This is a genomic window from Pseudomonas sp. AM14(2022), from assembly GCF_036346455.1.
GTDB classification, from domain to species: domain Bacteria; phylum Pseudomonadota; class Gammaproteobacteria; order Pseudomonadales; family Pseudomonadaceae; genus Aquipseudomonas; species Aquipseudomonas putida_A.
The window spans coordinates 22,697-42,928 of record NZ_JAOTNY010000009.1; the positions used below are offsets into that span (position 1 = coordinate 22,697).

The 20,232-nt window shown below is 60.8% G+C and carries 17 protein-coding genes; 9 read left to right on the forward strand and 8 right to left on the reverse strand.

Annotated elements, in window-relative coordinates; all coding sequences use genetic code 11:
* Nucleotides 1-4 precede the first annotated feature (4 nt).
* Both V3W27_RS18330 and V3W27_RS18335 read right to left on the reverse strand, forming a co-directional pair.
* Entirely contained in the window at nucleotides 5-934 is a 930-nt protein-coding gene (locus V3W27_RS18330) for an amidohydrolase family protein (RefSeq protein WP_007965237.1), read from the reverse strand.
* A gap of 318 nt (nucleotides 935-1,252) precedes the next feature.
* A complete protein-coding gene (locus tag V3W27_RS18335; protein WP_150369615.1) occupies nucleotides 1,253-2,143 on the reverse strand; it encodes a LysR substrate-binding domain-containing protein in 891 nt (296 codons plus the stop codon).
* A gap of 118 nt (nucleotides 2,144-2,261) precedes the next feature.
* On the opposite strand from V3W27_RS18335, the gene V3W27_RS18340 reads away from it, so the two are divergent.
* From V3W27_RS18340 to V3W27_RS18360, 5 genes are all read left to right on the forward strand, one after another.
* The gene (locus tag V3W27_RS18340; RefSeq protein WP_103369144.1) at nucleotides 2,262-2,726 is read left to right on the forward strand and encodes a (2Fe-2S)-binding protein; all 465 of its coding nucleotides are present in this window, start codon (nucleotides 2,262-2,264) and stop codon (nucleotides 2,724-2,726) included.
* Nucleotides 2,726-4,939 carry a xanthine dehydrogenase family protein molybdopterin-binding subunit gene (locus tag V3W27_RS18345; RefSeq protein ID WP_330207205.1) on the forward strand — a complete coding sequence of 738 codons (2,214 nt, stop codon included), beginning with the start codon at nucleotides 2,726-2,728 and terminating at the stop codon, nucleotides 4,937-4,939. The genes V3W27_RS18340 and V3W27_RS18345 overlap by 1 nt, the downstream gene beginning before the upstream one ends.
* Nucleotides 4,940-4,945: 6 nt before the next feature.
* The gene (locus V3W27_RS18350; RefSeq protein WP_330207206.1) at nucleotides 4,946-5,839 is read left to right on the forward strand and encodes a LysR family transcriptional regulator; all 894 of its coding nucleotides are present in this window, start codon (nucleotides 4,946-4,948) and stop codon (nucleotides 5,837-5,839) included.
* A 181-nt stretch (nucleotides 5,840-6,020) separates the two neighbouring features.
* Nucleotides 6,021-7,517, forward strand: coding sequence for a helix-turn-helix transcriptional regulator (locus tag V3W27_RS18355; protein ID WP_330207207.1), 1,497 nt, complete (start codon nucleotides 6,021-6,023; stop codon nucleotides 7,515-7,517).
* A gap of 134 nt (nucleotides 7,518-7,651) precedes the next feature.
* The gene (locus V3W27_RS18360) at nucleotides 7,652-7,909 is read left to right on the forward strand and encodes a DUF1652 domain-containing protein (protein WP_027613184.1); all 258 of its coding nucleotides are present in this window, start codon (nucleotides 7,652-7,654) and stop codon (nucleotides 7,907-7,909) included.
* Between the two features lie 1,155 nt (nucleotides 7,910-9,064).
* Here the strand turns inward: V3W27_RS18360 and V3W27_RS18365 are convergent.
* The 5 genes from V3W27_RS18365 to V3W27_RS18385 all read right to left on the reverse strand — a co-directional run bounded on the left by V3W27_RS18365 (nucleotide 9,065) and on the right by V3W27_RS18385 (nucleotide 13,302).
* Nucleotides 9,065-9,832 (reverse strand): SDR family oxidoreductase, encoded by a 768-nt coding sequence (locus V3W27_RS18365; RefSeq protein WP_007965755.1) that lies wholly within the window; start codon nucleotides 9,830-9,832, stop codon nucleotides 9,065-9,067.
* Between the two features lie 22 nt (nucleotides 9,833-9,854).
* On the reverse strand, nucleotides 9,855-10,922 hold the full coding sequence (locus tag V3W27_RS18370; RefSeq protein WP_330207208.1) for a phosphotransferase family protein: 1,068 nt from the start codon (nucleotides 10,920-10,922) through the stop codon (nucleotides 9,855-9,857).
* A gap of 156 nt (nucleotides 10,923-11,078) precedes the next feature.
* Nucleotides 11,079-12,047 carry a 2-hydroxyacid dehydrogenase gene (locus tag V3W27_RS18375; protein WP_139055953.1) on the reverse strand — a complete coding sequence of 323 codons (969 nt, stop codon included), beginning with the start codon at nucleotides 12,045-12,047 and terminating at the stop codon, nucleotides 11,079-11,081.
* A gap of 139 nt (nucleotides 12,048-12,186) precedes the next feature.
* Nucleotides 12,187-12,711: a cysteine hydrolase family protein gene (locus V3W27_RS18380; RefSeq protein WP_330207209.1), complete on the reverse strand. Its 525-nt coding sequence runs from the start codon at nucleotides 12,709-12,711 to the stop codon at nucleotides 12,187-12,189.
* Nucleotides 12,712-12,918: 207 nt separating this feature from the next.
* On the reverse strand, nucleotides 12,919-13,302 hold the full coding sequence (locus V3W27_RS18385; RefSeq protein WP_330207210.1) for a tautomerase family protein: 384 nt from the start codon (nucleotides 13,300-13,302) through the stop codon (nucleotides 12,919-12,921).
* A gap of 228 nt (nucleotides 13,303-13,530) precedes the next feature.
* Between V3W27_RS18385 and V3W27_RS18390 the strand changes: the two genes are divergently transcribed.
* The 4 genes from V3W27_RS18390 to V3W27_RS18405 all read left to right on the forward strand — a co-directional run bounded on the left by V3W27_RS18390 (nucleotide 13,531) and on the right by V3W27_RS18405 (nucleotide 17,218).
* Nucleotides 13,531-13,725 (forward strand): hypothetical protein, encoded by a 195-nt coding sequence (locus V3W27_RS18390; protein ID WP_096795935.1) that lies wholly within the window; start codon nucleotides 13,531-13,533, stop codon nucleotides 13,723-13,725.
* 47 nt (nucleotides 13,726-13,772) lie between these two features.
* Complete coding sequence (locus tag V3W27_RS18395; protein WP_007965765.1) at nucleotides 13,773-13,943, forward strand: hypothetical protein; 171 nt, start codon at nucleotides 13,773-13,775, stop codon at nucleotides 13,941-13,943.
* Between the two features lie 252 nt (nucleotides 13,944-14,195).
* Nucleotides 14,196-15,476, forward strand: coding sequence for an HAAAP family serine/threonine permease (locus V3W27_RS18400; protein ID WP_027613177.1), 1,281 nt, complete (start codon nucleotides 14,196-14,198; stop codon nucleotides 15,474-15,476).
* 80 nt (nucleotides 15,477-15,556) lie between these two features.
* Nucleotides 15,557-17,218, forward strand: a complete 1,662-nt coding sequence (locus tag V3W27_RS18405) for a SulP family inorganic anion transporter (RefSeq protein ID WP_330207211.1) — start codon at nucleotides 15,557-15,559, stop codon at nucleotides 17,216-17,218.
* A gap of 51 nt (nucleotides 17,219-17,269) precedes the next feature.
* Here V3W27_RS18405 and acnB read toward each other — a convergent pair whose 3' ends face one another.
* Nucleotides 17,270-19,879: a bifunctional aconitate hydratase 2/2-methylisocitrate dehydratase gene (gene acnB / locus V3W27_RS18410; protein ID WP_330207288.1), complete on the reverse strand. Its 2,610-nt coding sequence runs from the start codon at nucleotides 19,877-19,879 to the stop codon at nucleotides 17,270-17,272.
* Between the last annotated feature and the right edge of the window lie 353 nt (nucleotides 19,880-20,232).

Genomic DNA, 20,232 nt, shown 5'->3' on the forward strand with positions numbered 1-20,232 from the left:
CGGTTCAGCTCCTGGCCAGTTGCGTGGTGACGGGGCGCTTGAGTTGCGCCTCTGCTTCGGAAACGGAACGCGGCGGCGGGGTCGGTTCGAGGCCGATCATCCGCGCGGTGTTGTTGCCCAGATATTCTTCGAGGGTGTCCTCGTCGAGGTTCAGGCCCTGCGGCGGCTCGTGGCACAACACTTCGAGCAGGCGCAGCCACATGCCCGGTTCGTTCGGCGGGGTGTCGGTGCCGAACAGGATCTTGTGCGTCGGTAAGACCTTGGCGAACTCGACGATCCGCGATTGCAGGCACCAGCCGGATTCGCAATAGACGTTGGGCAGTTCCATCGCCCATTGCATCGGTTCGAATACGTAGACCCCGCCGGTCTGCACGCCGAAGTGGGCCATGATGAAATTCACGTTGGGGAATTCCTTGATCATCGGCACCCATTCCGAGGGGATGCTGTACGGCCCGTCGCCAGTGTGCAGCTTGACCGGGATGCCCAGTTCGGCGCATTTCTCGAAGCACGGGCGCACCCAGTCCAGTGCACGATCAGGCCGGTAGGCGTGCATATTGGCCTGCATCTGCACCATCTTGAAACCGTGCTCCTTGACGTAGCGCTCGATCGCCTCGACGCCGTTTTCCACACCGCAGCGCGGGTTGTAGACGAAGCAGCCGATGAAACGATCCGGGTAGGTCTGCACCATTTTCAGGGTGTAGGCCATGTAGGCGTCGATGGATTCACGGCCCGAGAGTTCGCCGTCGGTCCAGGTGTAAATGGTGTTGCCCTGCGGCGGCTGGATGAAGGCTTTGTCGATCCGGCGAGGTTTGCCGTTGACCATGTACGGGCCATCCATCATCTCCAGCAAACGCTCGCCGGTGAACGGGTCACCGTCATGCCTCCAGGCGAGGTCCACGAGATCCGTGGGATAGCAGCTGATATCGATGATCATTGAAGTCGATCTCCTGATAGCGGGGAAGGGAGCCTTGCGGCTCTCGGCATCCACGCCCCGGGCTATCGGCCATTTCTATGCGCAGCACTCGCGCATTCCCTCGCCTGTTCGCATCCGGCCCGGGTGGGTGGTTGCTGAGGGCGAGTATTGGAAAGGGGGGAGGGGTTCGTACAATATTAATTGGGCGCGGTGGTGATACTTGGGCGATATGGTTTTGGTTTTACATTTGTGGAGACTGTGCCGGCGCTATCGCGAGCAGGCTCACTCCTACAGGGGGGGCACATTCCAATTGTAGGAGTGAGCCTGCTCGCGAAGGCGTCAGTGTTGCGTACGCAAAGCCAACTGCCGGATCACCTCAACCACCGGCGCCACCCGCTCGGCCTGCCCATGCGGCCAAACCGCATACAGGTTGTAATGCGCAGCAATCTGCGCCTCGTTCAACGCCACCAGCCGCCCATTGCGCAACGCATCGGCGGCGAGTAAGCCGCGTACCAGCCCGGCACCAACCCCGGCTTCGGCAGCCGCAATCAGGTTCGCTGCATTATCGAAAATCACCCGCGCCGCTGGCTCTACCGGGGGCATTCCGGCCGCATCCAGCCACGGTATCCACGAGCGCCGCGTATAGCCCAACAGCGGCAATTCAAGAATCTGCGCCGGGCTCAACGGCACCTGCAAACCATAGCGCTCAAGCAGCGCCGGTGAAGCCACCGCCAGCACCCGGTCGCCGCAGATCTGCGTCATCTCGCAGTCATCCCAATCGCCATAGCCGTAACGCAACGCCAGATCGACCCGCTCAAACGTGCTGCGATCACTGCGCGGCATCGACAGCAGCGTCACCTCGTAATCCGGAAGTCCGTCGAGCAACTCCGGCAGGCGCGGATTGAGCCAGCTCTGCGCCAGTTCACTGTCGACGTCCAGGGTCAGGCGCTGCGCCACGCTGCGGTTTTTCACCGAGGACAGGGCCCGGTCGATCTGCGCCAGCCCGTCCGCTAGCACGCTGGCAAACAACTGCCCGGCATCGGTGAGGTTGCTGCCGCCGCCCTCACGTACGAACAACGGCTGACCGATGAAATCTTCCAGTGCGCGAATCTGCTGGCTGATCGCACTGTGGGTCAGGTCGAGCTTGCGCGCCGCGCTGGAAAAACTGCCGCTGCGCGCCGCTTGGATGAACGCGCTCATGGACTGCACCGACGGGTATCGCTTGTACATGTTGTTAGTCCTGCTTACACCGGTTGGCAGAAATCGTCGCTGGCCGCGTGTTGCGTGGGCTTCCAATAATCGGTCACCAGGCCCGCACAAAGACGGGCCGCTCTTTTGGAGCCTTACAATGATCGCATTCACGGTTAACGGCGAACGACGCGAGCTGGATGAGGCGTCCCCCTCCATGCCCTTGTTATGGGTACTGCGTGATCAACTGAAACTCACCGGCACCAAATTCGGCTGCGGCATGGGCCTGTGCGGTGCCTGCACCGTGCATCTGGACGGTGTCGCGGTGCGTTCCTGCCAGTTGCCGCTGGCCGCCGTCGCGGGCCACAGCATCACCACCATCGAAGGCCTGTCGCCAAACGAAAGCCATCCGCTGCAACTGGCCTGGGTCGCCGAAGATGTGCCGCAATGCGGCTACTGTCAATCCGGGCAGATCATGTCCGCCGCGGCGCTGCTCAACACCGGCGCGGCGGTGACTGACGATTCGATCCGCAATGCGATGTCGGGGAATATCTGCCGTTGCGGCACTTACGGGCGGATCAATAAAGCGATCAAACGTGCGGCGAACGCGCCGAAGGAGGCGTGATGAGCCTGCGCGCCGACACCTTGCTCGAACCGTCACGGCGGGTGTTTCTCAAGCAAGCGGCGACGGTGGCTTCGGGCCTGGCGATTGCCTTGTATCTGCCCTCCGGCAGCGCCGCCAGCGACCCGAAAGCTCCGGCGCCGGCCACCGAATTCGGGCCCAACGCCTGGGTGCGGATCTTCCCCGACGGCACAGTGAAACTGGTGGTGCACAAACACGATTCCGGCACCGGCACGCAAACGGCGTTGGCCGCGTGTGTGGCCGAAGAGCTGGATGTGAACCCGATGACCGTGCAGGTGATCACCCCGGAAGATCCGTTCTTCGAGACCTACATTCACCCGGTCTGGAAAGTCTTCTCCACCGGCGGCAGCACCAGTGTGTCTCTCGAATACGAGCGCCTGCGTATGGCCGGGGCCAAGGCGCGGGCGCTGCTGATCACGGCGGCAGCGCAGCAATGGAAAGTCAGCCCCGACAGCTGCAGCACCGAAGAAGGTCGGGTGGTTCATCTGCCCAGCAAACGCAGCCTCGGCTACGGCGAACTGGTCGGCGTGGCGGCGCATTTGCCGGCGCCGGCCAGTGTCACGCTGAAGGATCCGACGCAGTTCAAATACATCGGCAAACTGCGGCACAAACGCGATGCCACGGCCAAGGTCTGCGGGCGCTTCAAGTACAGCATCGACGTGCAGTTGCCGGGGATGCTGGTGGCGGTGATTCAGCGCGCGCCGGTGGTCGGGGCGAAAGTCGTCAGCGTGGATTCGGCGGCGGCATTGCAGGTGCCGGGCGTGCGCCAGGTGCTTGCAATCCCCGGGCGCCCGGACGTGCTCGGCGGCAATCTGGAAGGCGTCGCGGTGCTGGCCGACACGTTCTGGGCGGCGCAGCAGGGGCGCAAAGTGCTGGAGATCAAATGGAGTGATTCGCCGCTGGCCGGGTTCGACAGCGCGGAACTGGCCAACGCCCAGGCTGCCGCTATTTCCGACCCGAACAGTCAAATCATCAAAGTCATGACGCATGGCGATGTCGGCGCGCAATGGCCGCACGCGGCGCAACTGCTCGAAGCCGATTACCGCATGCCGTACAAGGTGCAGAACCCGCTCGAGCCGATCTGCATTACCGCGCACGTGCGGGACAAGGCGATCACTTATTGGGGCGGCGTGCAGGTGCCGTCCTCGGCGCTGGAAGCCGCGCAAACCGTGTGCGGGATCGCCAAGGACAAGGTCACCATCAATGAGCTGGTGTCCGGCGGCAGCTTCGGCGCGCGGGAGGCCAAATACTGGTTGTTCGAGGTGGCGTATCTGGCGCAACACACCGGCGTGCCGGTGAAGTTGCTCAACAGCCGCGAAGACGAGATGCACGCACTGTTCAATCACCCGGCGACGCTGCACCGGGTCAGAGGCGCGCTGGATGCCCAAGGCAAACTCAACGCACTGCAACTGCACGCGGTGTCACCGGCCTCGCCGGAGCAGTGGGAGCCGGGCTATTTCGAACGCCCGGATCACATGGATTACAGCACCACCGAAGCGATCACCGCGTGGGACTTCGCCTACCGTCCGCCGCATCTGGAGCTGAACTGGGTCAAGCACGAAAGCCATGTGCCCAGCGGCTGGTATCGCTCGGTGAGCTTTATTCCCAATGTGTTTGCCGTCGAGAGTTTCATGGACGAACTGGCCCATGCGGCAGGCGCGGATCCGCTGGCGTTCCGTCTGGCCAACATGCAGGAGCGGCCACGGCATGTGGCGGTGCTGAAACAGGCTGCCGAACGCGCCGGATGGGGCCAGCCGTTACCTCCGGGCACTGCGCTGGGGATTGCGACCCATCAGGGTTACAGCAGTTTTATTGCGGTGGTGGCGCGGGTCGCGATGGTCGATGGCAAACCGAAAGTCGAGAAGTTGACCTGTGTGGTCGATTGCGGTCTGGCGGTTTCGCCCGGCGGGGTCGAGGAGCAGATCTACGGCGGCTTGATGTGGGGTCTTGGTCATGCGTTGTTTGATCGCCTCGACATTCAACAGGGCAGGGTGGTGCAGAGCAATTTCCACGACTACCGCGTGACCCGGATGTCGGACATGCCGGCCACCGACATCGTGGTGCTGGATGGCGAGCCGGGCAAGCCCGGTGGCGTAGGCGAGTTGGGCAGTCCGTCGGTGGCACCCGCGATTGCCAACGCCTTGTTTGCGCTGACCGGCGTGCGCCAGCGTTCGACACCGCTGAGTCTGGGGTAAGCCGCCATGGACCTGCGTCTGCTGCGGTACTTCATGGCCCTGGCCGATGAGCTGCATTTCGGCCGGGCCGCCGAGCGCCTGCACATCTGCCAGCAGCCGCTGAGCCAGCAGATTCGCCTGCTGGAGGAGGAGCTGGGCACGCCGTTGTTCGAGCGCAGTCACCACCGGGTCGAACTGACAGCGGCGGGGCAGATGCTCAAGGAGCAGGCGCCGCTGGTGTTCGAACAACTGGAACGGGCGCTGGATCTGACGCGCCAGACCGGGCGCGGGCAGCTTGGCGAGCTGGAAATCGGCATGATCAGCTCGGTGATGGTCGGCGTGCTGCCCAGAGCCCTGCACCTGTTTCGTGAGCGCTATCCGCAGGTGAACTGGCGCCTGCATGAAATGACCCCGGCGGCGCAGGTCAAGGCGTTGAAGGAAAAGCGTATCGACGCCTGCGTGTTCCGCGTCGGTTATGACGATCCGCTGTTGCGCAATGAACTGCTGATCTACGAGCCGATTCATGTGGTGATGCCGGCTGATCATCCGCTGGCCAGGCGCGAAGTGCTGGCGCCAGCGGATCTGGCGCAGGAGCCGTTTGTCGCGCTGGAACTGAAGCAGTCGCGGTTCGCCAACTTCCTTTATCAGTGCTGCATTCAGGCCGGATTCACCCCGCAGATTCGCCAGCAGGTGATCGAGGTGCAGACCTTGCTCAGTCTGGTGCGCGCCGGTTTCGGGGTGGCGCTGCTACCTGCTTCTATCGAGCAGTTGGCCCCGGCGGGGTTGGTGTTTCGCAAGCTGACACCGGCGCTGCCGGAGGTGCCGTTGTATGCGACTTACCGGGCGGATGATGCCTCGCCGGTGCTCAAGCTGTTTCTCGATACGTTGCGGGAGTTGGTGGAATCTTCAGATCACCATTGATCCCCTGTAGGAGTGAGCCTGCTCGCGATAGCAGTGTGTCAGTCAGCGTTGATGTGGCTGACAGACCGCTATCGCGAGCAGGCTCACTCCTACAGGGATTTGTGGTGTTGTTGAAGTGTTCGGCACGATCACGAACGCCTGCGGTCGTAATCTTCACACGCGAATTCCCTGTGGAGATCCAATGAGCCAGGAAGTCCTGACCACTGAAACCAACCGTCGCCAGCTGCAGCAGATCATTGCTGGGCTGTCCGACGGGGTGATTCTGCTGGAGCTCGATCAGAGCATCCTCTGGGCCAATGAGGCGGCGCTGGCGATGCACGGTGTCAGCCGGATCGGTGAGCTGGGCACTAATGCCGACGAGTATGCCAAGCGCTTCACTCTGCGGTATCGCAACAATCATCTGTTGCCGCCCGAGAACTATCCGATCAGCCGCGTCGCGCGCTGTGAAGTGTTCAGCGACCTACTGATCGAGATGCATGCCGTGGATGACCCGGAACGGGTCTGGGTGCACAGTGTGCGCAGCATGGTGCTGACCGACCGCGAAGGGCAGCCGGAGTCACTGGTGCTGATCATGAGCGACGTCACCGATTGGGCCAACGCCGAGCAGCGCTTCGAAAAGACCTTCAATGCCAACCCGGCGCCGGCGGTGATCTGCCGCCTCAGCGATTTGCGCTACATCAAGGTCAATCCGGGGTTTCTGGAGATGACCGGTTACACCCGCGAGCAGGTGATCGGCACCTCGGCCTATGAAATCGACATCTTCGAACAGGCCGAAAAAAAGGATCTGGCGATCCAGCGCCTGCGCGATGTGGCGACCATTCCGCAGATGCAGGCTCAACTGCGCCTGCCCGATGGCGGCAGCAAGCAAGTGATCGTTGCCGGGCAACCGTTGGTGCTCAATGATGAGGATTGCATGCTGTTTTCCTTTGTCGACATGGAGCTGCGCCACAAGGCCGAGGTGGCGCTGCGTCAGAGCGAAGAGCGCTTCGCCAAGGCGTTCCGCCTGACTCCGGTGCCGATTCTGATCTGTACCGCCGACGAACAGCAAGTGATCGATGTCAATCAGGCGTTCCTCGACACCCTGGCGTACGAGAGTGACGACGTCGTCGGCAAAACCGTGACGCAGCTCAATTTCATTGACGACGATGGTGCGCGGACCCGACTGCTGACCGCCCTGGCGAAAAGCGGACGAGTGGATCGGGTCGATGTGCGGGTGCGCAAGAAGGACGCGGATCTGCTGGAGTGCGCGGTGTCTGCCGACACCGTGAATATTCAGGACACGCCGTGCTATCTGCTGGTGCTGATGGACATCACCGAACGCAAGCGCACCGAGCTGGAGCTGGTGGCGGCGATTGAAGAGGTGATGAAAGACGCTTCGTGGTTCAGCCGGACGCTGATCGAAAAACTGGCCAATGTGAAGAAGGTCAACTCGCCGCAACTGCCGAGCGTGTCGTTCACTGACCTGACGGCGCGTGAGCGCGACGTGCTGGGACTGATCTGCGAAGGGCTGGCTGACAAGGAGATTGCCGCCCGCCTGAAACTCGCGCCGAACACCGTGCGCAATCATGTGGCGACCGTGTATTCCAAGCTTGATGTACACAGTCGCAGCGAGGCGATTGTCTGGGCGCGGGAGCGTGGTCTGTTTTCTGGCGAGCGCGGCGCGAAGGGGCAGCGGTAGGTGCAAATGCACTAGCTGATGCGGTGCAAATGCAGGTTCTGGTGAGATAGGGCAGTTCTTAGTCTGTTGGGGTGCGATACGAGCCTGTTGGCTTGGGATCGTCTCCCTTCGAAACAGCTAAAGGAACAGGCTCCATGATGAATCTTGCGCAGTTGCGCGCCAGCCTCGAACAGAGTTTTTCGCCCTTGGCGTGCGAGTGTTCAGTGGATGGGGATCATTCGCTGACGGTGAAGTTGTATCACCCGGATTCGGGGCAGGTGGATCTGGTGATCAGTGGGTTGAAGCTCAATGCGTTGCGTACGCCGGAGGCTGTGGCGGCGTTGGTTGATGAGTTGCGGTATGAGTTGGAGAGCAATTCTTTGCGGGCTGCTCGGGATCCGGATATGGCCTAGGGTTTTGGTGTTGGTTTGTTTTGGGTGTATATCCGTTGCTGCGGTTATGGCTGCTTAGGGTTCCGCCCTGACGGCGGGTCACTTTTTCCAGACGCCGAAAAAGTAACCAAAAAGGCTTTACCCTGACGTTCGGCCCTCGCCTGGGCTCGGGTTCCTTCGCTGCGGGATTCATCCGGGGGGCAGCGCCTACGGTTTGCTTCGCTGCACCTCCTCTCGCTGTGTTTGGCTGCGCCAAACGATCGCTGCGCTCCCACCCCCGGACAAATCCCTCCACTCAGCCTGCCGACGGGCCCTCAGATCAAAAGCGGTACTCGAGCTAACGCTCATTGTGTTGAGTGGGGCGGCTTCGCCGCATGGGGGCTCGCTCTCTGAATTGCAGGAGCCAGCCTGCTGGCGATGGCGGCCTGACAGCCGACCCATTTACAACTGAACAAACCCATTCCAACTGTGGGAGCGGGCTTGCTCGCGAAGGCGGCCTGACAGCTGACCCATTTCAGTCAGGAATACTCAACCCCTGTGGGAGCTGGCTTGCAGCGATGGCGACCTTCCAGTCAAAAAAATCTTGTTGATGTACCCCTCCCACACAGAGTTACTCCCCGCAAAATCGACAGCCAATTCCCTTATCCCCCCTCCATTTCACTGGCGCTTACAGGGTGGTCGGCTATAAAGAATGAGTGGTCAGGTATTCCGTCATCCGCAGTATTCGTGCGCGATTGCGGAAGTGGCTCTTCCATTCATCGCGGGTCGTCCTATGAATAATCCTGGGAAACACGTGTATCTGCCGTTGTCGCTGGCTTTCTCTATCGCGCTATTGAGCGGCTGCGCCAGTCCTCCGCCACCGCCTCCTGCTGCACCGCCACCACCGCCGGTGCGTACCTGTCAGACTCTGGAAAACACTCAGGTGTCGGGCGATATGTATGTTGACGAGCAGGTCACCCGGCATATCACCACCACCCGGTGTGTCACGCAGTAGTGCTGTAGGGGTGCTTGCCGGTGCACTTTGTCAGGCCATTACCCAAAGTCACTGTCTTACGGATAACCCCTGTGGGAGCGGGCTTGCTCGCGAATGCGGTGTGTCATTCAAGGCAATGCTGCCTGACACTCCGACTTCGCGAGCAAGCCCGCTCCCACAGGGTTAATCATTTGTCAGAGAGATCAGGACAGGAACCCACCATCCACATTCAGCGAAACCCCGGTGGTGTAGCTCGACGCATCACTCGCCAGATACAAAACCGCCCCGGCCATTTCACTCGGATCGGCCACGCGCTTGAGCGGGATCTGCGTCAGTGCCTGCTTGAGGATCGCGTCATTCTTCACCAAGGCCGAAGCGAATTTGGTGTCGGTCAGGCCCGGCAGCAAGGCGTTGCAGCGGATGCCGAATTGCGCGCATTCCTTGGCGAAGACTTTGGTCATGTTGATCACGGCGGCCTTGGTCACCGAGTAGATGCCTTGGAACACGCCCGGTGAAATCCCGTTGATCGAGGCGACGTTGATGATGCTGCCGCCACCGTTTTCGCGCATCAGCTTGCCGGCTTCCACCGACATGAAGAAGTAACCACGGATGTTCACGTCGACAGTCTTCTGGAACGCACCCAGATCGGTGTCCAGCACGTTGCAGAACTGCGGGTTGGTCGCCGCGTTGTTCACCAGAATATCGAGGCGACCGAACTGTTCCTTGATCCCGGCGAAGACCTGACTGATCTGTTCCATTTCACCAATGTGGCAGGCCACCGCGGTGGCCTTGCCGCCGGCGGCGATGATCGCGTCGGCGACGTGCTGGCAGCCTTCGAGCTTGCGGCTCGAGACGATCACGTGGGCGCCTTGCTGGGCCAACAGTTTGGCGATGGCTTCACCGATGCCACGGCTGGCGCCGGAGACGAATGCGATTTTGCCGTCGAGGTCGAACAACTGAGTCTTGGACATAAGGGTTCCTTGGTGTGGGCCGTCAGAGGCTCGATTTCGCAATGACCTGCAGGCTCATGTGCTCCAGCAGTTTGTTCATGTGAATGAACTGCGCGAAGCGTTTGTCCTGGGTCTGGCCGTGGTAGAAGCGGTAGTAGATCTGCTGCACGATGCCGGCCAGACGGAACAGGCCGTAGGTGTAGTAGAAGTCGAAATTGTCGATCTGGATGCCCGAGCGTTCGGCGTAGTAATCGACGAATTCGCGGCGGGTCAGCATGCCCGGGGCGTGGCTCGGCTGGCGGCGCATCAGTTGCACCGGTGCCGGATCATCGGCCTGAATCCAGTAGGCGAGGGTGTTGCCCAGGTCCATCAGCGGATCGCCGAGGGTAGTCAGTTCCCAGTCAAGCACGCCGATGATCTGCATCGGGTTGTTCGGGTCGAGGATCACGTTGTCGAAGCGATAGTCGTTGTGGACGATGCTTGAGGTCGGATGGTCGGCCGGCATCTTGTCGTTGAGCCAGGCTTTGACTTTCTCCCAATGCGGCGCGTCCGGGGTCAGGGCTTTTTCGTAACGTTCGCTCCAGCCTTTGATCTGGCGGGCGACATAGCCTTCAGGTTTGCCCAGATCGCCGAGACCGCAGGCGTTGTAGTCAACCCGGTGCAGTTCGACGAAACGGTCGATGAAGCTCTTGCACAGTGCTTCAGTCTTGGCCGTATCGAGGCCCAGTTCTGGCGGCAGGTCGGAGCGCAGGATGATGCCCTTGACCCGTTCCATCACATAGAACTCGGCACCGATCACCGACTCGTCGGTGCAGTGCACGTAGGCTTTCGGGCAGTAGGGGAAACCGTCGCGCAGTTGATTGAGGATGCGGAATTCGCGGCCCATGTCGTGGGCGGATTTGGCCTTGTGGCCGAACGGCGGTCGGCGCAGCACGAACTCCTGCTGCGGGTACTCCAGAAGGTAAGTCAGGTTCGACGCACCGCCGGGGAACTGGCTGATCTGCGGGGTGCCGGTCAGGCCCGGAATGTGCGCCTTGAGATACGGATCGATCAGGCTGGCATCGAGTTCTTCGCCAGAGCGGATACGGGTGGACTGGTCAGTAAGCGCCATGCTTATCCCTTCTGCTTATTTTGGAGGCCAGACATCATTGGCTAATCTAATGGCGCACTCGGGCAGCTACAAGCGCGCAGCGGTCTTATAGGTTAGCGTGTTGCAGGATAATCAGCGTTTCGAATAGGTACGGCAGCAGGGCGCTGCCGGCTCTTTTCAATGCACGCGCTGGTTGTTGAGCCTTGGAGGCAGGGCGATGGGCGTCAGCACCGGTTGCCCTGAGAAGAACGCCACGAGGTTTTTTCCCACCAGTTCCACCGTGCCTTGGGTGGCCTCGGGTGACAGGCCGGCGACGTGTGGCGTGAGAATCACATTACTCAGGGTTTTCAGCGCATCCGGCACCTGCGGTTCGTGATCGAACACGTCCAGTGCGGCGCCGGCAATCCGCCGTTGCTCAAGGGCGCTGATCAGCTCAGCGGTGGCGATCACACTGGCCCGCGCGATGTTGACGATGAAACCGTTCGGGCCAAGGGCGTCGAGCACCGGGCGAGTCACCAGATGCTGGGTGCCAATCCCGCCCGGCGTGGCGACGATCAGAAAGTCCGAGGCCCGCGCCAGTTCGGTTGGCGTCGAGCAGAACGTATAGGGCACATCACTGCGCAACTGACGGTTGTGATAACTGATCTGCATGTCGAAACCGAGGTGAGCACGCCTGGCAATCGCCATGCCCACCGCGCCCAGGCCGAGAATGCCCAGGCGTTTATTGGCCAGCGACGGGCGCATGATCTTCGGCCATTCACCCCGGCGCACCGCCGCGTCGCAGCGCGGAATGTCGCGCACCAGCGCCAACAGCATCGCCATCGCATGATCGGCCACCGACGAAGCGTTGACCCCGGCACCATTGGTCACGGTGATCCCGCGATCGCTGGCAGCCTGCAGGTCAACGTGTTCATAACCGGCGCCGATCACGGTGATGATTTTCAGCGCCGGCAGGGCGGCGATTTCCTCAGCGGTCAGTCCCAGCGGGCCACGGGTCAGCACCGCGTCGATCCGTGCGCCGTGGCTGGCGATGGCTTGCGCACGTTCGGCAGGGGTTGGTGCGAGGATCAGATGAAAGCCCTGATGCTCGAGAATCGGCAAATAGTCATTGATGGTTTCAACCAGTACCAGAACGGTGGCGGGCATTGCGCGGCTCCTGTGATCTATGACGGTGTGGTCGCGAAAGTCGTGTCAGAGTGCTGATTCCAGAGCGGTTTGGCAATGGTGGCCGCAGCCCCGCTTCAGCCAGTGTAGGAGCTGAAACGGGGAGCGCGCGGGCGCTTCGTCAGAAGCTCACGTCGGCGCTGTTGATCAGCCGTGCAAATGCTCCGCCGAGGGTGGCGTTATGGTGCTCGATGATGATGTGGGCGGGTAATGCGGGGGTGTCCATGCAAGTGTGGGCGTCGGCCACCAGCAACGGTTTGAAGCCCTGATCGGCAGCGGCGCGGCAGGTGGCGTCGATGCAGAACTGGGTCTTCATGCCGACCAGGTAAAGGTCGTCGATCTGCGCAGCGTTGAGCTGCTGCGCCAGATTCGTGCCGTGGAATGCGTTGGGTCTGGATTTGTCGAATACATGGTCGGACTTGGCATTCAGATCGAGTTCCGGCAGCAATTGCCAGAAGGGGCTGCCGGCGGCAATCGGCGAACCTGTCGGGCCGGTGTGGCGCACGGCGTAGATCGGCACGTGTTGCTGGCGTGCCTGGCGGATCAACTGCTGGATGTTGGCGAGCACACGTTCGCCGTCGTGGGGTTTTTCCGGGCCATGGAACAGACCGACCTGCATATCGATGATCAACAATGCTGCGGACATGATGTTTCTCCTTGAGGGCTGCAAAAGCCGCACGGACGGGAGAAACAACAAGGCCCCGTCCATTGCTGGCGGGGCCTTGGGTTCACTGCGCTGGATTCATCTCAGGCAGCAACACCACGACCCGCCGGTGGCGGTCGTGGTGGTACGGGTGAGGTGCAGCGGGCGAAGGTTCATGCCGCCGATCATGCTGGCGGCGGCGAAGGGCTGTCAACTGGCGTATTGAGCGATGCCGTTGCCGAACGACCAATTCTCCTTTTTGACTTCCACCAGATTGATGAACACGTCTTCCATGCGAATGCCCAGTTGGGTGTTCAGGCTGTGCGCGATGGTCTGGTACAGGGCTTTTTTCTGCTCCAGCGTCCGCCCTTCATTGAGGGTGATCTGGATGATCACCAACTGATCGCTGCGCTGGATGCCCAGGTACTGCGGATCGAATATGAAATGTTCGCCGTCGTGCTCGTTGAGAATCTGGAAGTTGTCGTGCTCCGGCACGTTGATGGTGCTGCGCATGGCGGCGTAGATCTGCTCGCCGATGCGTTTGGCGAAGGTGGGGTCAGAGTGTTTTTTGATTTCGACGCGGACGAGGGGCATGGGCAAAGACTCCGTGGGGCAGGGACTCCTCTCACGCTAGAACATGTCGGCCAAATTGAAAGTGTGGGGTGATGAGCTCGCCGCTGTTTTTGTACGAGGCTACCTACGTTTTTCGCGGATTTTGCCTACGAATTTGGCGGATGCGTCTGCTATGCGGCTGCCGATGAACAAGAAATGATGAGGCATACAGTAGCTCGGGCGGTGACTGCCAACAGCCAAGGAAGGCAAATGCTCAAGAACGATCTTGAAAATCTGGAACTCGACAGGCTGGAGAATGAGTCAAGAAAGCTTGTGGCCGAGAGGAAAAAGCTATTGGCGGAGGAAAAAAAGCTTAAGAGAGAGACAAATTTATATCCGCTCGCAGTTATAGCTGGGGTGGTGACAGCAATCACCGCAGCAGCAGGTGTTTTCTTCAAGTTTTGATTGTTCGTTTCACAACCGTCCGACCCATGATCCAAAGGAAAATCCACATGAGTACCTATGATCGCAAAGCCAGAATGGAACAACTGGAACGTGAGCACGATGAGTGGGAAGAAAGAATGCGCATCAAAAACAAGGGCGATATGTACCCAATCTGGGGAATGCTGGCGTTCGGCCTGTTTTGCATGTCACTCGGATTCATGCTGGCTCGATCAATCTGATCAAGTCTTCCCGCTCGTATTCCATTGAAACTTGCCGGAAAACGACATCTCACGTATCCGGAGCCGACAGCCATTTTCCCGAAAACGACAACCCGCTGATCTGCTCCGTACAACCATTCCTCAGCTAAGTCTTTGCTTCTGCTCATTTATCGCGGAGAATCGCGCCCCTGTTTCGGCCGGAGCATGTCTGTCGGTTTTTTCCGACGCGTCCTGACCGAGTGGCAAGTGACCGGAATGCGGAGATCCGACCGGATGAATGATCAGGCCAATAGCGTCGACGCACGCTATGAAGCGGCAGCACCAGCTGAACTGTCGAGCTGGAATCGCCATGACACCACGTGGATGTTGGGACTGTTCGGGACGGCCATTGGCGCCGGTACCCTGTTTTTGCCGATCAACGCGGGTCTGGGTGGCTTCTGGCCGCTGGTGATCCTCGCGCTGCTGGCCTTCCCGATGACATTCTTCGCTCACCGCGGCCTGACCCGCTTCGTGCTCTCCGGTCGCGAAGGCGCCGACATCACCGAGGTGGTCGAGCAGCATTTCGGCATCAAGGCCGGCGCGCTGATCACCCTGCTGTACTTCTTCGCCATCTTCCCGATCCTGCTGATCTACAGCGTCGGCCTGACCAACACGGTCGCCAGCTTCCTCGAACACCAACTGCACATCACGCCGCCACCGCGCGCGCTGCTGTCGTTCGTGCTGATCCTCGGCCTGCTGGCCGTGGTGCGTTGCGGCGAGCAGGCGATCGTCAAGGCGATGAGCCTGATGGTGTATCCGTTCATCGTCGCGTTGCTGTTCCTCGCGGTGTACCTGATTCCGCACTGGAATGGCGGCATTCTCACCACCGCTTCGCAAGTGCCGGCACCGTCGGCACTGCTGCACACACTGTGGCTGGCGATTCCGGTGATGGTGTTCTCGTTCAACCACTCGCCGATCATCTCGGCCTTCGCGGTGGACCAGAAGCGTCGTTACGGTGCCAATGCGGAGCAGCGCAGCTCGCAGATCCTCTGCCGCGCCCACCTGCTGATGGTGGTGATGGTGCTGTTCTTCGTCTTCAGTTGCGTGCTGACCCTGTCGCCGGAACAACTGGCCGAAGCCAAGGCGCAGAATCTGTCGATCCTGTCGTACCTGGCCAACCACTTCAGCAACCCGGCCATCGCCTTTGCGGCGCCGTTGATTGCCTTTGTGGCGATTTCCAAGTCGTTCCTCGGCCACTACATCGGTGCCAGCGAAGGCCTCAAGGGCCTGATCGTCAAGAGCGGCAAGCGTCCGGGCGCCAAAGCGCTGGATCGCATCGTCGCGGCGTTCATGCTGGTGGTGTGCTGGATCGTTGCAACCCTGAACCCGAGCATTCTCGGGATGATCGAGGCCGTCGGCGGTCCGGTGATTGCGGCGATCCTGTTCCTGATGCCGATGTACGCGATTCGTAAAGTACCGGCGATGGCGCGCTATCGCGGTCAGGCGTCGAACGTATTCGTTACCCTGGTCGGTCTGGTGGCCATTTCGGCGGTGATTTATTCGCTGACGGCGTAAGCCAAAGCGCCAGAGACTCAGCTACAGTGGCCGCTGTGCGTGATACGCACAGCGGCTTTTTTTCGTCTGGAGACAGTGGATTGTCGAGCGCGCCCCAATCTGTAGAGCCACCCAATCGCTGGCAGGATATCCTCGCCGGTCTGTCGATTGCCGGTCTGCTATTACCCGAAGCGGTCGCCTATTCGACCATCGCCGCACTGGCGCCCCAGGCCGGGGTGATTGCGCTGTTTGCCGGGTTGCTGTGCTATGGGTTGTTTGGCACCAGCCGCTTTGCCATTGTCTCGGCCACGTCTTCGTCAGCAGCGGTGCTGGCGGCGGCCACCGCGACCATGGCCAATGGCGACCCGCAGTTACGCGCGACGCTGGCGGTCGGGTTGGTGCTGGTCACCGGTGGGCTGTTCTTGCTGGCGGGGATCTTTCGTTTCGGCAGCGTCACTGCGTTTATCGCCAAACCGGTACTGCGCGGCTTCGCTTTCGGCCTCGCGCTGACCATCATCCTCAAGCAGGTCGCCAGCGTGGTCGGCGTGCACCTGACCGATGCCAATCTGGTGCGCTTCGCCCCGCAACTGCTCGAACAACTGCCGCAGTGGAACTGGCCGGCGGCGGCCGTCGCAGCGGTGGCGCTGGTGCTGTTGGGACTGTTCTCGCGCTTTCCACGGGTGCCTGGCGGTTTGCTGGTGGTGGTGATCGGCATCGTCGCCGGGCAATGGCTGAACCTGCCGGCTCATGGCGTGAGCATGATCGGTTTGATCGACCTGAGCCTGGAGGTGCCGAGCCTGCCGGTGCTGCCGTTTGCCGACTGGCTGCGGCTGGGGGAGGTGGGGTTTGCGCTGGTGATGATTCTGTACGCCGAGTCGTACGGCTCGATCAGTTCGTTCGCCCTCAAGCACGGTGATCGTGTGACCTCCAACCGCGATCTGCTGGCGCTCGGCGCAGCGAACTTGTTGTCCGGATTGTTCCATGGCATGCCGGCGGGGGCCGGGTATTCGGCAACGTCGGCGAACGAGGCCGCTGGCGCGACTTCTCGCTGGGCCGGTGGGGTGGCGGCGCTGGTGGTACTGGTGATCGTGCTGACGGTGCTGCCGTGGATCGCCCTGACACCGGAGCCGATTCTGGCGGCCATCGTGGTTCATGCGCTGGCGCGGGGCTTGAGTCTGCAGCCGCTGGGGCGCTATTTCGTCTGGCGCCGGGATCGGCTGCTGGTGCTGTGCGCGGTGGGGGCGGTGCTGGTACTGGGCATTCTCGACGGCTTGCTGGTGTCGGTGGCCATCAGCGTGTTGCTGATGCTCAAACAGATGTCGGCGGCGGACATTCAGGTGCTCGGTCGGATCGACGGCGGGCATGATTTTGTCGATCTGCAGCGTCACCCAACGGCGGTGACTGAGCCGGGAGTGCTGATTGTGCGGCCCAGTGAAGCGTTGTTCTTTGCTAACGTCGAGCGAGTTCTTGGTGCAGCTTTGCACTTGATTCGTCATTCGGACGTGGCGCTGCACACGGTGATTCTCAGTCTGGAGGAAACCCCGGATCTGGACGGCACCAGCATCGAGGCGATCCAGGAGTTCTTCCTGCGGGTGCATCAGGAGGGCAAGCGCCTGATTCTGGCGCGACTCAAGCATGAGGCGCTGGCCGTGTTGGAGGCGTTGCCGGAGGTGACGGCCAACGGGGTGATACTCAGCGGGCTGAGCGTCGATGGTGCGGTGCAGCAGGCCAGCAAGCCCGCTCCCACAGGTCCCCAGACATAAAAAAACGCCGCGCATCTCACGATGGGCGGCGTTTTCTATTGCTTTGTAACGTTAGGCTTGAACGACTGGAATCTTGGCGTTCGCAGCGGCTTCACGGAACTCGGCGATCTGGTCGAAGGACAGGTAGCGGTAAACATCGGCCGCCATGCTGTCGATCTTGCCAGCGTATTCCATGTACTCCTCGACGGTCGGCAGGCGACCCAGGATCGAAGCCACGGACGCCAGCTCGGCCGAAGCCAGGTAGACGTTCGCGCCGTCGCCCAGACGGTTCGGGAAGTTACGGGTCGACGTCGAGACCACGGTGCTGTTCGGCTCAACGCGTGCCTGGTTACCCATGCACAGCGAGCAGCCTGGCATTTCCATGCGTGCGCCGGCCTTGCCGTAGATGCCGTAGTAGCCTTCTTCGGTCAGTTGGTGAGCGTCCATCTTGGTCGGCGGCGACAGCCACAGACGGGTTGGCAGCTGACCCTTGACCTGATCCAGCAGTTTACCGGCAGCGCGGAAGTGACCGATGTTGGTCATGCACGAACCGATGAACACTTCGTCGATCTTCTCGCCAGCCACGCTGGACAGCAGACGGGCGTCGTCCGGATCGTTCGGCGCGCACAGTACCGGCTCGTTGATCTCGGCCAGATCGATTTCGATGACTTCGGCGTATTCGGCGTCGGCATCGGCTTCCATCAGCTCAGGGTTGGCGATCCAGGCTTCCATCGCTTGCGCGCGACGTTCCAGGGTACGTGCATCGCCGTAGCCTTCGCCGATCATCCAGCGCAGCAGGGTGATGTTGGACTGCAGGTACTCGGTGATCGACTCTTTCGACAGCTTGATGGTGCAACCGGCAGCCGAACGTTCGGCCGAGGCGTCGGACAGTTCGAACGCCTGTTCCAGGGTCAGACCTTCCAGGCCTTCGATCTCCAGGATGCGGCCGGAGAAGGCGTTTTTCTTGCCTTTCTTCTCGACGGTCAGCAGACCGTTCTGGATGGCGAAGTAAGGGATGGCATGAACCAGGTCACGCAGGGTGATGCCAGGTTTCATTTTGCCTTTGAAGCGCACCAGGATCGATTCCGGCATGTCCAGCGGCATGACGCCGGTGGCAGCGGCGAACGCGACCAGACCGGAACCGGCCGGGAACGAGATGCCCATCGGGAAACGGGTGTGCGAGTCACCACCGGTACCCACGGTGTCCGGCAGCAGCATGCGGTTCAGCCACGAGTGGATGATGCCGTCGCCCGGACGCAGGGAAACGCCGCCGCGGGTCATGATGAAGTCAGGCAGGGTGTGGTGGGTGGTCACGTCGATCGGCTTCGGATACGCCGCGGTGTGGCAGAAGGACTGCATCACCAGGTCAGCGGAGAAGCCCAGGCACGCCAGGTCTTTCAGTTCGTCACGGGTCATCGGACCGGTGGTGTCCTGAGAACCTACGGTGGTCATTTTCGGTTCGCAGTAGGTGCCAGGACGAACGCCTTTGCCTTCTGCCAGACCGCACGCCTTGCCGACCATTTTCTGCGCCAGGGTGAAGCCCTTGGTGCTTTCAGCCGGTGCTTCCGGCTTCTTGAACAGATCGAATGCCGGCAGACCCAGTTCGGCGCGCGCCTTCTCGGTCAGGCCACGGCCGATGATCAGCGGAATACGACCGCCGGCACGGACTTCGTCCAGCAGCACAGGGGTCTTCATTTCGAAGGTGGTGATGACTTCGTCGGTACCGTGCTTGCAGACTTTGCCTGCGTGCGGGTACAGGTCGATCACGTCGCCCATGTTCATGTTCGACACGTCGAACTCGATTGGCAGTGCGCCGGCATCTTCCATGGTGTTGTAGAAGATCGGAGCGATTTTGCTGCCGAAGCAGAAACCGCCAGCGCGCTTGTTCGGCACGTAAGGGATGTCGTCGCCGAAGAACCACAGCACCGAGTTGGTCGCCGATTTACGCGAGGAACCGGTACCGACCACGTCACCGACGTAGGCGATCGGGAAGCCTTGACCGCGCATTTCTTCGATCTGCTTCATCGGGCCGGTCTTGCCTTGCTCGTCCGGAACGATGCCGTCACGGGCCATTTTCAGCATGGCCAGGGCGTGCAGCGGGATGTCAGGACGCGACCAGGCGTCTGGCGCAGGGGACAGGTCGTCGGTGTTGGTTTCGCCGGTGACCTTGAATACGCGCAGGCTGATCTTGTCGGCCAGGACAGGACGCTTCTTGAACCACTCGCCGTCAGCCCAGGACTGCAGCACGGCCTTGGCGTGAACGTTGCCGTTCTTGGCTTTTTCAGCCACGTCGTGGAAGGCATCGAACATCAGCAGGGTGTGCTTGAGTTCTTCGGCAGCCACTGGCGCCAGCTCGGCGTTGTCCAGCAGTTCAACCAGAGTCACGATGTTGTAGCCGCCCTGCATGGTGCCGAGCAGTTCTACAGCGCGCTTCTTGTCCAGCAGAGGGGAGGTGACTTCGCCTTTGGCCAGGGCCGACAGGAAACCGGCTTTGACGTAAGCGGCTTCGTCCACTCCTGGTGGTACGCGATTGGTGATCAGGTCAACGAGGAAAGCTTCTTCGCCAGCCGGAGGATTCTTCAGCAGCTCGACCAGGCCTGCAGTTTGTTCGGCGTTAAGCGGCTGGGGAACGATACCCAGGGCTGCACGCTCTTCGATATGTTTGCGGTAGGCTTCAAGCACAGTTATTACCCTCATCAGTGGTCCCAAATGGGTGTCCGGGACGCTCATCCCGAAATTGCCGTACTCATGCACCGCACGACGTTGTGAGTCGTTTGGCCAGAATTACCGGCAATTCCTTACAGAAGCTGCTTTCAAAGTTTTACGCCTGCAGAACGGGGAGCTGATGAGGGTTGGCGTTGGGCTTTTCCCCGCTGGAAAAACCCTTCGCCAACACCGCTCTGAAGGAACGACTGTGCTCGTGACGCTTTGAAAACAGCTTCTAACGGACATTGGCGCCTTAAAAGGCTGGCTGATTCTACGGCAAAAAAAATTTAAAGGTAAGTCGCGCTCTATTGGACTTTGGTGGCGTTGTG